13 protein-coding genes are annotated in these 15,116 nt (G+C 53.6%); 10 read left to right on the forward strand and 3 right to left on the reverse strand.

Annotated features, from left to right (window positions below; genetic code table 11):
* Positions 1-14: 14 nt before the first annotated feature.
* From JMJ16_RS21040 to JMJ16_RS21085, 9 genes are all read left to right on the forward strand, one after another.
* Positions 15-1,601 (forward strand): hypothetical protein, encoded by a 1,587-nt coding sequence (locus JMJ16_RS21040; RefSeq protein WP_236601645.1) that lies wholly within the window; start codon positions 15-17, stop codon positions 1,599-1,601.
* Positions 1,595-1,786 (forward strand): carbon storage regulator, encoded by a 192-nt coding sequence (locus JMJ16_RS21045; RefSeq protein WP_201384714.1) that lies wholly within the window; start codon positions 1,595-1,597, stop codon positions 1,784-1,786. The genes JMJ16_RS21040 and JMJ16_RS21045 overlap by 7 nt, the downstream gene beginning before the upstream one ends.
* A 445-nt stretch (positions 1,787-2,231) precedes the next feature.
* Positions 2,232-3,116: a site-specific integrase gene (locus tag JMJ16_RS21050; RefSeq protein WP_201384715.1), complete on the forward strand. Its 885-nt coding sequence runs from the start codon at positions 2,232-2,234 to the stop codon at positions 3,114-3,116.
* A 132-nt stretch (positions 3,117-3,248) separates the two neighbouring features.
* Positions 3,249-4,013, forward strand: a complete 765-nt coding sequence (locus JMJ16_RS21055; RefSeq protein WP_201384716.1) for a hypothetical protein — start codon at positions 3,249-3,251, stop codon at positions 4,011-4,013.
* Positions 4,014-4,127: 114 nt separating this feature from the next.
* A complete protein-coding gene (locus JMJ16_RS21060; protein WP_201384717.1) occupies positions 4,128-4,541 on the forward strand; it encodes a helix-turn-helix transcriptional regulator in 414 nt (137 codons plus the stop codon).
* Positions 4,542-4,747: 206 nt separating this feature from the next.
* Complete coding sequence (locus JMJ16_RS21065; RefSeq protein WP_201384718.1) at positions 4,748-5,518, forward strand: exonuclease; 771 nt, start codon at positions 4,748-4,750, stop codon at positions 5,516-5,518.
* Between the two features lie 114 nt (positions 5,519-5,632).
* Positions 5,633-7,912: a hypothetical protein gene (locus JMJ16_RS54535; protein WP_236601646.1), complete on the forward strand. Its 2,280-nt coding sequence runs from the start codon at positions 5,633-5,635 to the stop codon at positions 7,910-7,912.
* A gap of 536 nt (positions 7,913-8,448) precedes the next feature.
* On the forward strand, positions 8,449-8,958 hold the full coding sequence (locus tag JMJ16_RS21080; RefSeq protein WP_201384720.1) for a hypothetical protein: 510 nt from the start codon (positions 8,449-8,451) through the stop codon (positions 8,956-8,958).
* 88 nt (positions 8,959-9,046) lie between these two features.
* Positions 9,047-9,550: a hypothetical protein gene (locus JMJ16_RS21085; RefSeq protein ID WP_201384722.1), complete on the forward strand. Its 504-nt coding sequence runs from the start codon at positions 9,047-9,049 to the stop codon at positions 9,548-9,550.
* Between the two features lie 313 nt (positions 9,551-9,863).
* On the opposite strand, the gene JMJ16_RS21090 is transcribed toward JMJ16_RS21085, so the two are convergent.
* The 3 genes from JMJ16_RS21090 to JMJ16_RS21100 form a co-directional block, all read right to left on the reverse strand.
* Positions 9,864-10,112 carry a hypothetical protein gene (locus JMJ16_RS21090; RefSeq protein ID WP_201384724.1) on the reverse strand — a complete coding sequence of 83 codons (249 nt, stop codon included), beginning with the start codon at positions 10,110-10,112 and terminating at the stop codon, positions 9,864-9,866.
* Positions 10,113-10,341: 229 nt separating this feature from the next.
* Entirely contained in the window at positions 10,342-12,477 is a 2,136-nt protein-coding gene (locus JMJ16_RS21095; RefSeq protein WP_201384726.1) for a tetratricopeptide repeat protein, read from the reverse strand.
* Complete coding sequence (locus JMJ16_RS21100) at positions 12,477-12,875, reverse strand: hypothetical protein (RefSeq protein ID WP_201384728.1); 399 nt, start codon at positions 12,873-12,875, stop codon at positions 12,477-12,479. Before JMJ16_RS21100 ends, JMJ16_RS21095 begins: the two co-directional genes overlap by 1 nt.
* Before the next feature lie 394 nt (positions 12,876-13,269).
* Between JMJ16_RS21100 and JMJ16_RS21105 the strand changes: the two genes are divergently transcribed.
* The gene (locus JMJ16_RS21105) at positions 13,270-15,096 is read left to right on the forward strand and encodes a serine/threonine-protein kinase (protein ID WP_201384730.1); all 1,827 of its coding nucleotides are present in this window, start codon (positions 13,270-13,272) and stop codon (positions 15,094-15,096) included.
* Positions 15,097-15,116: the final 20 nt, after the last annotated feature.

The following is a 15,116-nucleotide window of genomic DNA, read 5'->3' on the forward strand; positions in this document are numbered from 1 at the left end:
GAGTCCGTATCCTTATGACGGAATTTCTTCTTCCCAGTTGGTACCGTGCGGTTCAGGTACCAGATCGTCGGGAGCAAAAAACGCTCTTCGACACGCTTGAAAAGATCGTCTCTACGATCAACATGACACTCACCGTCAACACCTATATGGCTGGTGGCAACTACTATACCGTCATCTTTTGCCTGGGTTCGACGGTCCCCTCTGAGCGCGAGCAGAAGCGTCTTGAAGCCGCTCTCGCGCCCTATACGCCCTTCCTCACGCTTGAGGAGACGTTCCTTGATGCCCTCGTCCGAGCGCGTTTGAGCAAGGAACCTGAGATTGCGAAGGACACGCAGTTTGGAAGAACACATGTCTCCCATCAGTATCGCCCCGTGGTCTTTGATGATGCCGCCCCTCTTTCTCAAGAAGAGCGAGACCAACGTCATCAGGCTTGGGTCGCGACCATAGAAGCGCTGCTTGCCGAAGGCAAACCCTTCGTCGAGGTCTTCAAAATGATCTTCAACGAAGAACGTCTTACAGCAGGCTCTCCCCTGGTGCAGCCGGACCCCTTCCAGGCCAGCATCTTTCGCCAGATGCTTGATCATGCCCAGCTCTGGCTCTGGACAGCCTCGGCCAGGCAGATGCACCAGGATCTGGTCCAAGCCCTTGAAGCGTTCTGCATACGTCAGGGTTGGACAACGCCTGAGGAGCAACTGGCCCACTCCAATAGTCTGGTCACAGACCTCTTCCAGACGGAGCAACGCCTCTGGATCGAGTTTGATGAGCCGCAACCCGATCCCTTTGGCCGCGTGCGAGCCGTGTTTGTCTACCCACGCTACCCCGAGCAAGAATTGAACAGGCTCATTGACCCGCGCGAGGATCTGATCGCGTGGCTTCAGGCGCATCAGATCCTTGGTCAAGAAGCGGCACGCTGGAACATTGATGTCATCGGCGAGAATGCGGCGGTGCTCTTGCGCCTGTCATACGACACACAATACGGGTGCTGGGTGCTGCCAGAAGACCAATATATGAGTCAGGTGTTTACGTGGACACGCTGGCTTGCCATCGCAACCGGGATGCTGTACAAACGCTATGCTCGTAGCCCACAGGCCCCAGCATTTCCGGCTCATATCGCATCCTACCAGGCCAAAGAACTGGTGCCACGTGTCAGAGGAAAAGGGAAGCCCAAAGACAAATGGGTGACACACAGCAGGACGTATATCAAGATCACCTATGACCTCTCGGACAAGCCTTCCGTCATTCGCGCAAACGAAATGGCAGACAACGAACGTCCCCCCAAACGCCAGAACTGGCTGGCCCAGGCCCAACCTGAAGACTTGCTCTATGAACAGCGGATCATCGACACCTTTACCCGTAGCTATCCAACGCGCAAGGATGGCACCCGCCGGGAGGGAGAAGTCACTGTCAAGCATTCCGAACCCAAGTGGGTCCCGCTACTTCGGCCCGAACGGCGTAAGCACCAGGTCATCAAAAAAGCCGTTGCCAAAGTCTACGAAACGTCCCCTGTGCTTCCAGAACAGGAAACGCCGACTGCGCACCAGTCGATGCAATCATCATCAGTGAGTGAGAACAGAGAAAAAAGAAGGGAGCCATCATGCTAGTCATACGACGCAAGAAAGGGGAGCGAGTCATCCTCGCGGGCAATATTCTCATTGAAGTCCTTGAGGTGGATGAAGGACGAGCCAAACTCGGTATCACCGCTCCTCCCGAGGTCACTATCGTGCGCGAGGAATTGCTGCAACGGCAATCACCCCTCTCAAAGCCTCCCGTCACCAAACCAGAGTGAGGCACTTGTTCTCTTTTCAATTGAAAAGCCGTTTTTTGAGAAAGAGAGGAGAAACATGTAACCACAGCCTGTTCTCACCCGTATTACAGGAGAACATGCGTTCTCCTTCGTGAGAACCGCAGTGCATAAGAAGGGATCCCTGGGTGGATGTTGAGTCCCTCCATTCGCCCAGGTATCCTGGCACTGCACGTGCGCCAGGTCGTAGCCCTGCTCCCTGGCGTCACACCGACATGAAGACAGCAGCACCTTGTTGTCTGGGCCTCTTCTGAATGGAAGAATAAACAGACAAACAGGATGTTCGAGAGAAAACGGAGCATCTCCCTGCCTTCATCCCGCCTGGCACGGTGCCTCAGGGCACCTGCACACCGCTTCGGAAGTACTGAACGGAACCCTTCCTTAGATAGGGGCAAACCATGCCTTTCGACCGAAGCAGGATAGACATGCCATGGGAAAACGACCTGGGCTCCTCTATGAAGCCCTTCAACGGCTTGATGGCTTGATGGCCCTTGGACAAAGCCGTGCCGATGCCAAAGCACAGGCCCGCGCCCAAGGCGAGCGCTTCTGGTCGTTTTCTGACAGGAAGATCCACTCCTTCCAGACGAGGGCTACCTACCAGGACATGGTGATGCGCTTTTTGCGCTGGTGCCGAGCAACCCACGGAACTAAGCGCCTGGCCGAGGTCGACAAACGTGCAGACGAACTCGTCTCGGCTTACTTGCTCTTGCACATACAGGAGGGCTATAGCCCCTGGACCCTGGCCACAGAGCGCAGCGCGTTACGGCTCTTCTTCGGGTCCCCACTCCTGGCAGAAGCCGTTCCACTCCCACCGCGTCACCGGGAAGCCATTCGTCGTTCTCGCCAGTCTCCTGAGTCTGAGGAACAGCCCTCACCCCATTTTCAACCCAAGCACTGGCAACCCTTCCTTGCCTTCATTGGTGTAACCGGATTACGGCGACGCGAAGTGAGAATGCTCCGGGTTGGACAGATTCAGGAGGAGCCGGATGGACACATTGTAATTCACGTGCAGGGCAAGGGGGGAAAAGTGCGCCAGGTCCCGGTCATATCAGGGCAGGAAGCAACCGTGCTCAGCCTAGTGCAAGGCAGGAACAAGGAAGAAAAGGTCTTTCCCCATATTCCCAGTCACCTGGATATTCATGCGTATCGGCGGCAGTATGCGCAGGCCCTCTACCAACAACTCTCAGGCCTACCACTCCCCCCAGCCACTGGTCGACTTCCGCGTGGCATTCTGGATGAGGAGGCAGTACTGGCGGTCTCACGAACGCTGGGGCATAACCGTCGAGATGTGGTCCTGACTTACTACCTGCGCTGATTCTGATACTATTCCAGGAACATTGCTGTCCCTGTTCACATACATTTTCTATTCACTGGCTCATCTACCTGCCAATACAGGTGGGTGAGCCAGTTTTTTCATGCCTTTTTTGAAAAATAAGGAGAATGTTCTATGCGTCGAGAAGATGCACGCTATCGCTTTTTACTCCAAGAGATCGAGGCCTTTACCACTGTCTACAAACAAACGGCCCAGGCCTGGTTCACCGACTTTACCAGTGACCCATCCAACGTGACCGATCAGGAACATGGCTACCGACGCGTCTTTCCCGAGCAAGTGCTCGCCCGTATCGAAGGCTTTGAGACCCTCAAACGCCTCTTCCAGCCCTTTGAGCGCCCCGAACCAACGCGTTTCTTCCTGCCATACCATGACCAGGTTATTACCCCTTTCAACAAGACAATGGAGCAACGCCTGGCTGCGTGGTGGAGACGAGAGTGGCGACGCCAGTGGCTCGACTTTGCCCATATCCCACCGGCGCCATCCACACAGCCAGAGGCACTCATTCCACACGGATTTCGTACCTGGCGCTATACCGATCAACTTCTGGTACGGATAGAAGGAGGGATGAGGACACGCCGCTGCCAGGTGAGTACCTGTTGCACAGGCTACGTTATCTGGAGCCTTCCGCTGCCTCCCGCGCCGTTGCGCATGTTACCTCACCTCTTACTCCCACGGCTCCATCGGCTGGCATCCCTTACCGACTGGCGACAACTGGAACACCTTCCGCCCCCAGTGAGTCGTGCCCTCGCGAAACGCGTCAGCCAACTTATCGCCTTTTATACTGCGCGCCCCCTTCAGGTCTCACCACTTCCATTGCCTTCACCCACGCCACCCTGTCCGAGCAGACCACAACAGCAAAGATCCGCTGCCCATGAATAACGGTCTTCTTCCCCACTGCCGCGGCCCGCCACATCTCACACTATTTCATCATCATGCTCAACCATCATTAACACCTCTCATCAGCCAACCCGTCAAAGAAAGGATACTCATCGTATGAAGACACATTATCTCCGTGAAGAGAACCCCCATCTCTCCCTGCTCCATTCAGCAGATGCTGCTGCCCAACACGCACCCGTGCCGCAGGTCGACGAGATGCAGGAAGAAGATGCGAGCCTCTTGCTCCTACTTGAGGGCCTCGCCAATCCTATCAGGTTTCGCATGCTCGGCGTCCTGGCACAGGAGGGAGGAACCCTGTGTGTCCGCGAACTAGTCGAACGGCTCCCGCGCAGTCAACCGGCGATCTCACACCACCTGCGTATCCTCTTATTCTCCGGGCTCATCGGTGTGAAGCGTCAGGGCACCTATGCCTATTACTTCATTCGACCCGAAAAGCTTGGCCAGGTACGCGAGGCCCTCACCTCCGTTGAGCGCCTGTGTCAGCAACGGCGTGAGGATCTGCGCTCATAAAAGAACCTCTTCAGGGGAGATTGTCCAGATCCAGCCCTGAAGAGGCCTGCGTGAAGAGAGGGCATGGAGTACTCCTACACGCTCTCCCTTGAGCATACCTCACCTTCTACCACCGTGCAACATTAACTGCACGCCTTCTCTACCACAGAGACGACAGCTTCTCGCATACGGGAGGCTGTCGTCCTTTTTGATGAAAGGAACACTGTATGTCTCATACCAACCCATCATTTCCCCCGCCCTTCAATTATCAGCAGGCCGTCGAAGAGGCCCGAGCCCTCCTGGCAGAAGAACAGCAGGCAAGCCTGCTGCCCACGCGTACGTCCCGCAACGTGCGAGCACAGAGACGCGAGCACCTGGAGCAGTTACTGATGCAGATCCAGGTCCGCATGCAGCAGGAGATCGGGCACCTGCGTTATGCGCTCCATACGCTCCCATCACTTCCTCCTCTTCAGGAAATCCGGTGGGCGCAGGAGATGCTGGCACGCCCCGATCTCGCCATCTTTCACCTGACCACCGCCGGGCTCTCACATGACGCCGAGATCATCGCAGTGACCCTGGTTGATCGAGCAGGTCTGCCCATTGGACATCTCGTGCTTCGCCCAACGGAGCCCATTTCCTTTGCACGTGGCGAAAGCTATGGCCTGAACGCAACCCAACTGGCGTCGGCGCCTTCTCTGCCTGAGGTGTGGGGGAGTCTTTCACAGGCCTGCCAGGATCGTTTTCTGCTCAGCTTTCAGCGCGACTATGACCTGGCACGGCTTGCCGAGGCGGCTGCACAGTTGCACCTTCCGCCTCTCTGCGTCCAAATGGAGGATCTGCGCGCCCATACCCGGGCCTACTTTGGCGAACTGGGGTTACGGCTCTCAGACCTCTGCGAGCGATGCGGGATCACACTGCCGCCCACACCCAATCCCCTTCACTGTGCCCAGGCCTTCCATGCTGTGCTTTGCGCCATGGCCCGCGCAGGAGAGGACTAACCGTTGCCCCACACGACACAAACACACCAACGGGAGGGGGCGACAATGCTGCCCTCTCCTCTGGTACCTCACTATCAGACCATGTCCTCAGTTTTGAAAGGAGTAGGTTCCATCATGTCCATATCATCATCAACAACAACACCGACGCTCGCCTCAGAGATCGGGTACGCCTTGCGCCAGATCCTCATGCTGCATCCAACCCATCCGCTCATAGAGGTGTGCTCCTGCGTAAGCGACGATGGCACCGTTGAACGCCCACAACTCGCGAAGCACATGAGCATCTGGTCAGCACACATGAGGCACTCTCAGCCCAACCCACACGCGCTCTTCTTCCCGCAGAACAAGGACACGCAACGCCTGCTGCTGCAACGCGGGGCCGCCTATGCCCTGCTTGGTGCCCCTGAGCAGGCACGGCAGGATCTGCATGCGCTCCTGCAACGCACGAGCGGCAGGAGAGGGGGAGCAACGAGGCAACTGGAAGGGCTCGCCTGTCTGGTGCTCGCGGTCCTTGCCACAGCACAGGACCGCTACCCAGATGCGCTCCCACTCTGGAAACAGGCCCGGGCCTGGCTCCAACCCCAGGAGTATGACCTGTTAGCGTGGACCTGGTACGACGCGAAGGTCCTCATCCAGCTCCGGCATCTACACAAGGCCCACAAGGTGCTTTCAAACATCCTCACGCCAGTCAGCCCTGATCCACGTCTGCCACGGCAGCAGGAGCGAGCCGAAGCCTATGCGGAGCTCTATGCCCAGCGTGGTGGGGTCTGTTCCCTCTTGCGCTCTCACCAGGAAGCCATTGAGGATCTCAACGCCGCGATTCGTCTCCATCCCACGTGTGCGCGGTTCTTTCACATTCGGGGGTTACTTCATGCCAAACAGCAGCACTGGCAGGCGGCCTATCATGATCTCTGGCGTGCGTTACACGAGATGCCAGAAGACCCGGAACTGGCCGACTGTTTCTTCGTCGTGATGCAACACCTGGGCACAGAGCTTGCCGTGCCTGCCACCTCTGCCCGCGCACGAGAGGGAGAGCCACGCATGCATAACCGCCGTCGACCTTCCGCATTCACCCGTCAACTCCAGGAGTTGCGTGCGTCGCTTCCACCAGATGCGCCTGACCCCCTGATCGATCCGCCACCTGACGCGTTTCTCCACCTGTGGGAGTGTGCCAAAGCCGAGGGGATCGAGGTGAGCACGCTTCTGGTGGTTCGCCAGCCACTGGATTTTCGCGCGGCAGGGGCCTATTCCATCGAGGATCGTGACATCTGGGTCTGGTATTCCTCAGATATATCCGAGGAGCAGGCCTTGCGTACGCTCCTGCATGAACTGGCCCATGCTCAGTGTCCCCCCAAACTGCCCTATGCGTCCTTCGAAGAGGAATGGGCGGAAGAACGCGCAACCTGGCAACGCGCCATTGCCCTGGCGCACACGTGGGAGATGGCGCATCTCTTCTCGCAGGAGATTATTGCAGAGCTCCTGGAAGAGGTGGAGGCCTGTTTGCAACAGCGCCTCGCCACATCTGCCGTTCTTGGCAGTGCCGATATGGAGCGCACAGAACGCGCACTCAAACAACTCTGGCTCGAAGCCGATGCGCGTGGTTGGACGGGTGCGTTGCTCCATGACGTGCTCACAGGGGCCAACACTGATCCTGGTTTGCTCGGTGAGGTACTTACCTTTGATCGCTGTGTCCTGCATGCCTGCTGGGAAGTGGCGCATGAGCCAGAAGAAGACCCTGACCCGGGCATGCTCTTTGGTCCCCTCTCTCGTCTGGGAGAAGGGTCACTCCTGGTATACGCGGTCGGTCTGCTCCAACGTACCCTGGCCTCTTGTGCCCACCAGGAAAAGGCCCTGCGTACACGTCTCGCCACACAGCCCTGGCAGGTGGTAACGTCGGGAACGATGTCCTATGAGCGAAGCCGCCGGGTAGTACAGGATGAAACCTCGCTACAAGAGGCCATTGTTCTGGTCAACCAGCTTTGCTTTGAGGCCCATGGCTATGCACTGCGGATGAACTGGCAATGCTTTAATGAACTGTTCTCCCGGCAAGATCAGATGGCCTACCCGGCGCGTCTCTACTGTCTCCATCTCTTCTTCACTCCCTGGGCAGAGGTGCTGACTGATATCATCTCCTGGATAGACCCAGAGATGCTCCCTGCCTGCCAGAAACGCCTCCCAAAGGCCGTCTGGTTCCTGTTTCCCAGAGGCGAGGACACCACACTGCTTGAAGCCACGTGGCAACTCTTTCTGCTCTCCTGGACTAGGTGTGCTGAGATCAACTATGAAGGCTCCCTCTTCACTCCAGAGTCGCCACTGCAAAGCACAGGTGCATCTCAACAGGCACTCTCATCAGAAGGTACAGAAGGTGATGTGAACACGATGGGAGGGACAGCGTGATAATGTTAGATCAACGCCAATGTGATGCCCTCTCTACCTAGCTGCAGGAGCCCCAGCAGTGCCATGCCCAACCTAGCAAGAACGGGTGACGCTACAAGTGTAATCACACCTTTCAACATACAGCAGTCTGGCTTACTTACGCGTCAGGGTCTGGAGGTAGAAAGCCATCTGCGCAGCTCAGAGCGCGGGGGATTACCTGCGATTGTGGCAGCCTCTCAACACTCATTGACTGGCCCGCCCTCTAGCTAGCGTTCCTGCTTCATTTCATCTTCCTCTCCGCACGCCCCATGATGGTGTGCTGCTTTTATTCCAGTAAGAGCACACTGCTCCACGGTAAGCGGATCGCTTTCCTGTTGCATCTGAACCACACGTTCACAGGCAGGTAGGAGAGAAGATAGAGGAACAGCATCAAGACGACAAGCACATAGAGAAGACACGTCATCTCTGTGCTCTTGTCATGGAAAAGCATGCCTACTACCCGGCCATGATCACGGCTGGGCAGTAGGTATTGTTGTGCTCAAAAAAAGGAGATAGACATGTCAGAACGACAAGCGAAACGCCAACGTCGCGCCGAGAAAAGAGCGGCAGCTACCCACGAGGCAATAACAGCTCACCCTCCTCTGGATGCATCACCTCACCCTACAAGGCAACCTTCAGTCGCCTCCAGCCACCTTGCCATCGCGTTGAGTGCAGCCGTTCCTCTTCGCGTACTGGCACTTTATGAACGGCAGGGTCCCGATGAGAAGGATCTAGAGGCCGCCTGCAAGGTAGGAGCACTCCTGGCCTCAAAAGGAGATGTCCTCCTCTTTCGAAGCCAGGTAAAAGGAGAAACGGCTGCTGTCTTCAATCAGACAGCACAAGCACTTGCGGTGCTCTCATTTGCGCCAGATGGAGTCACCTGTTTTGGTCACCACTTTGACGCTCAAAATATCCTCTCTGGATTCTTTGGAGTAGAAGCTGCTAAGCGCTACTGTCAGCAGGTGACAGGAACTCCTCTTGCAGCACAGCAAGAGAAAAATACCACTCACGACGGAAATGAGCACTGAGCCAAACGCCACAAGAATTAGTTCGAAAGGCGACAGACGAAGCCCCAGTAAGGCTTCGTCTGTCGCCTTTCGAAAGAAAGAAACAGCGATGAAACGCAAAAAACAGCACCACACGCATGATCTTCTTAGCATCACCTGGACGCCGTTTGTCAGGTGTGAGAAAGATCCACGAGACCCTGAAAGTGAGATCTATCTCAACAGTCGCTATCAGGTCCATCTCAGACGCCTCAAAGCAAACGACGGCGGACCCGATCTGCTCCACCTCTCGTTTCGGCGCTTAGACAGGGAAATCTTTGTGCCGTATAGGGACAAAATGCGTATCAAAGACGAGTTAGTAGGACCGGAATGCGAAGGCGTCGAACTGTTTCCCGCTCGCTCAAGGGAAGTAGACTCATCCAATCAGTTCCACGCGTGGATTATTGATGATCCCACATTCCACTTCCCCTTTGGCTTCACCCAGCGCCTAGTCACCGAGGCAGCCCTTGATGGCGCGCGACAAGAGCCATGGCCCGCCAACGAACGTCCAGCGTATTGCCTTTCCGAAGAGGAAATGAGAGCCCTTCTCCAGCAAGAGAAACGGAAGCGTTCCTAATAATAGGCAATGAAAGACGCCTTCAAGTACTGCATCCTTTAACACGCAGTGCCTGAAGGCGTCTATAAGGTTGTAAAAATGTTCTTTTTTTTTGCACAAGCGATTCTATAAATAATCACATTACCAAAGTTTGGTAATCTTGGGTCTCCCAAGAGCGGAGAGCGTCTTTTCGTGGTTCTCGACCGCATGTACCAATTCTCGTTCTCTAAATTCCCTCTCTCTTCAATCGTTTCGGGACATCTTGCTCTCCTACCTCGCTAAGGCTATCGAAAAAGGATGAGAAAAGATCTGAGGGACATTTGCACACATTATCTCAGCTTCTCTGGATCGCCATACTGCTGGAGTGCCACATCCATCCGCTGTCGTTCCTCTTCAACCTGCTGGCCCAGTTCGTCAATTGAGGATCCAGTTGATGATACGCTATAAGCATAGCATCCTTTCGCTGTCGTATTTGCTCGGCACGACCAGCCACAAGCAGTTCTGGTCCTTCCACCTGCCGTAGAAATGCTAGGCTCGCATAGACTGTCTGCAAATTCGCTATGAGTTGCTCAATATCGTCCATATCCACCTCGTCCTTGTTCTTTGTATTGTCCCTGGCTATACTGGCATTCTACTACTCTTCCATCCCACCTTACCATAAATCCTTCTGGTTCTGTTGAAACAGCCAGCGACAGCAGCACCATATCCTCAGGCCGCAGTGCTTCATGCTACCTTTCGCGCCCATCACTCCCCAGTATTCACGTGTTGTGCCTGAGATTTTTGGGATCAGGTACAGATGCATATTGTTCACACTATGCTCGTTTCATCGTTTGAAGAAGTACGTTATAGTTCTTCCGTACCTCCATGGTGTAAGGATGCTGCTCCCCTAATCGCTGCTCATAGATGGCGAGAGCCCGCCGCATGAAGGCTTCCGCCTGCTCGTACTTGCCCTGATCCTGGTAGAGACGCGCGAGATTGGTTAGACTGGTTGCCGTTCTTGGATGCTGCAACCCCAACTGTTGCTCACGGATCGCGAGCGCTCGCAGATGCAGAGATTCCGCTTGCTCATACTTCCCCTGATCTCGGTAGAGTTCGGCCAGATAGTACAGGCTGATTGCGGTGTCAGGATGTTGCGGCCCCAACTGCTGCTCACGGATAGCAAGGGAGCGCTTGTACAAGGATTCCGCTTGCGCATGTTGTCCCTGGTTTCGATAGAGTCCCGCCAGTGAGCCAAGGGTTATCGCAGTATCGAGATGCTGTGGACCTAATTGCTGCTCGCGGATCGCGAGGGCTTGTTGTAACAAGGGTTCCGCCTGTTCATACATCCCTTGATCTCGATAGATAAGCCCGAGATTATTGAGACTTGTCGCAGTATCGAGATGCTGCGATCCCAATTCCTGCTCACGAATGGTGAGCGCTCGCTCGTACAGAGGTTCAGCCTGCTCATACTTCCCCTGATTCCGATAGAGTCCTGCCAGATAATAAAGACTTGCAGCAGTATGGAGATGCTCTTTCCCACGTATTTGTTCACTGATAGTGAGAGCAGATGTGAGCAGTGGCTCTGCCTCACTGTAACGTGCTCGCTCAGCGAGATACCAGCCCGTTTGTTGAAGCAGATGCGCAGCCTCAGGAAGATGGAGATGGTACGCTCTCACCCATCGTTCGCATACTAGCGCTTGCTCCACAATCTGTTCCCATACCGACCAGAACCTATGCTCGACTGGGGGACAAGCAGCCTCTACAGCGCGAATCACACGCTCTGCCCATACGCGTTGCATAGCGGGATCCATGCTCTCTCTGAGCACCTCCTGTACCAACCGATGCATACGAAGCGTGTGTCTCTGCCCATCGCGAAGAACCAAAGAGTACGCTTGGAGAAGCACCATCACATCATCGAAAATCAAGGGATCACTGAGAACATTGGCAAGTGTCGGTTCCAATACTGCGGCCCCTTTGGCTAGTATCTCTTCTGGGATCGCATCGGGTGCTAGAAATGCACACAGGTGGAGCATTTCTCTGGCCTCTGGCCGCGTATGATCAATCTTTTCGAAGGAGAGGAACCAGGTAGTCGTAACTGAATCAGGATGCTCGCCTGCAATCCCGCCACGTCGCTGCAAAAGCGTGAATTGACGATGCTGATAGAGGGCAAGATAGCGCGCAAGGCCGCAGGAGGTTTCTTCGATATAGGCACCCGCCTGATCGAGAGCGAGAGGGAAACTGCCCATCAAGCGAACTAATTCCTCGGCCTTGACTCGATCTTCGAAAGGAACCTGCTCAAGCGCCATACTTCTGGTGAGGAGTCCTGCCCGTCGCAACAAAAAGGTGATTCCCTCAGAGAGGGGTAACGCGTCTATCCAGAACCCCTGCATTTTCCCCACATGCTGATTCCGCGTGGTGAGTAACACATGACCAGTACTACCAGTAGGCAAGAGAGGCCACACCAGAGGCAGATCATCAGCGTTATCGACGATAAGGAGCCAGCCATCATGGGTGGCTAACCAGTGTCGTACCGCTGCAACAACCTGCGCTTCCTCTTGCTCTACGCGCTGAGGTAACTGTAAATGATGTGCAATAGAGAGAAAGTCAGCAGTCAGTGTTGACGGTGATGCCGCATTGATCCAGAGCACAAAGCGGTAGTCATCCCTGTGCTGGTAAGCATACTCCACGACAATCTGCGTCTTGCCAACACCTCCTAAGCCACTGATCGCCTGCCCCTGCGTGAGTACCGCTGCCCGATCAGTCAAAAAGCTGCTATGTAATTGTTGAAGAATGTGCTCACGACCTGTGAAATGGGGATTGCGGCGATAAGGAATCATCCACACATGCTCAGGCGGCTCAGAGGAAACCGGTGCTTGATGATAATGAACACTGGGATTGCCAAACACTGAGGTGGCATTGAACTCCCCAGAAATCTCTTGCCTCACTGAAGGTTGTTGCTCATCCACCATTACACATCCTTTGGAAGATGAACATTCACGCTGGGATTACCATAGACCGATGTAGCGTTGTAACTGCCACTAATAAACTGTTGGATAGAAGGATTTCCTTGGGCCTGCTCTCCAAGGAGCTTTTGCACACGCTCGGCCAACTGGCACAGTTCTGTATCCTGATCGGCATGCGCTTCAGCGATCTCTTCTACCAGCATTGCCTGCCGCCCCTGAGAGGCTGGCTTGGCTTCCACGGCCTCAATGGCATTCACGATGGAATGTTTGTGTCCAAAGCGCTGGGTAATCCTGGTTTTCAAGGCAGCATATGCATCGAGAAGGGCTGTCTTGCCTACTTCAGTCAGTCCTGTTGTGGCAACAGCTGCGCTGGTTGCAATCAAGGCAGTTGATACTGGGTCCATCTTCCTCACCTGCTTCCATACTGGTTTGGACTCTGTTTTCAAAGAGACATCCACTTGCCTACTATAGGGACGAATAAACCAAATGAATGTTGAGGGTGAGATTGAACCGCCGCAAAGTAGGTTCCGCACACAACAACTCACCTTTATGGAATCACTCCGCCTGGCACTTCAAACTCACATGGTACATGCAGCCGATAAAATGCCTCTGCTCCCCAAACACTTCTACATGTAAAACTTTTACTCAAGAAAATACAAAATTACATTTTGTAAGCCATGTAACACTTTTATTATAAATAACGTCACTAACAACTTATAAATCCCATGGTATACTTTCTAACGGCTTACGGTCTTGCTTTTATATACCATTTTTACATGCATGAGGGAGGCTTGAGGCATGAATCAGCGTATTGGAACGCAAATCGGTAACTACAATATTGTAGACGTTATTGCAAGGGGAGCATATGGAATAGTCTACCGTGCTGAACATATTTACCTTCACAATTCTGCCGCCATTAAATTTTTGCATGAGGACCTCAACACATCCAAGCAGCAAGCTTTCTTCCTTCAAGAAGCCCAAATGTTGGCAGATCTTAAGCATTCGAATATTGTGCGCATTCTCGATTCCGGTATAGACAACGATGTTCCCTATCTTATATCAGAATATGCTTCAGGTGGTTCATTACGCAACTATTTACGCAAGCAACAACCTAAACCTCTTTCTTTGCAAAATGCACTACTTATTCTGGCTCATATAGGTCGCGCCCTGACGTATATTCATTCGCAAGGGATTATTCACAGAGACCTCAAACCAGAGAACATTCTTTTTGGGAAAAATGGGCAAGCCTTGCTAGCAGACTTTGGGATCGCTCAAATGAAGCAAGCCACTGGCGCATCAAAATCACGAAGTTTGGCAGGATTGGGAACACCTGCATATATGGCTCCTGAGCAGTTTAAAGCCAAAGGGAAACCTTTACCAGAAAGCGATCAGTACGCTTTAGGATGCATTGCGTATGAGTTGTTGACCGGGCAATTACCATTCACACCCGAAGATGAACGTGCATATGAGTATCAGCATGTATATGAAATACCTGAGACTCCACGTTCCCTCAATCCAACACTTTCGCCACGCATCGAACAAGCCGTGCTTACAGCTCTCGCCAAAGAGCCAGAGGATCGCCACCCTAGCATAGAATTATTTCTATTAGCTCTTGGTATCCACAAACCTGCTGCAACGCAATTTAGCCTCTTCTCTGATGCAAGAGGGACACTTCTCAACGCTGAAATAGACGGAGCAGATAGTATCACACTGGTGAAACAACTAGAATACGAGGCTCCTCAAGGCGAAACGCTCAAGAGGCAAGGTCAGATGGCAACGGACCAGTTTGCGTCTACGTTCCTACGAGCAACCTCTCCTATAAGAGCAACTCCTCGCCCCGACAAAGCCCAATCTGTTCCATCTTCTTCACGAACAAAAAGGACTACTGAGCGTGCCGCCCCTGCACCACACTCAATGAAGCTATCCTCTCAGCCGAATGCTCTTTCGTTGTGGAGACGCGTACAACTACTGATTACAGAGACTCCTCCTTACACTCTCATCAAATGGGTCTTTCTTTTTGTGGCAACTTTTGACCTATTATTACTGCTCTGTGGTTTCTGGCTTGGCTTCACTCCTCTTGCTCTCACCGCCACAGTTCTCGCCATTGGTCTTTGTGTTTGTGGCATTGCCCTTAACTTCTTCACGGAGCCATGGGTCTGGCTCGTGGTGTTCCTCTTATTGAGTCCACTATCAGGAGCAATATATACGCTTGCAGTACATATTGTTTCTGTGGATGGAGGCATTATTAACTGGCACACATACTGTGCCTATCTTCTGTTCACGCCAGGAGCAGGCTTTTTGTATGGCTTGTTTGGTCCCGATAAACAGCGCAAGACAGCTATTGCGCCTGCCATGGTAAAGACATTGACGCTGACGATCTGGTTTCTAGGCGCGGGACTTTGTATAGTGGGTATCGCCGCACCACAAATCATTTATGTTGGTTTGGCATGGGCACTCGCTAGTGCGATTATTGCCATTGCACAACTTATTAGATGTAAACAAATGGAATGGTTGGGTGCTATGTTGCTTGCAGCTGCAATAACATTTGGCATTCCGATACTTTTTTTAGGCTTTATTTACGGAGCCTTTGGACCCAAAGAAGGAGAGAAACCAGAGAATGTATAGTATAAAAGTGAAGATCTGTC

Source organism: Ktedonobacter sp. SOSP1-52, from assembly GCF_016587395.1.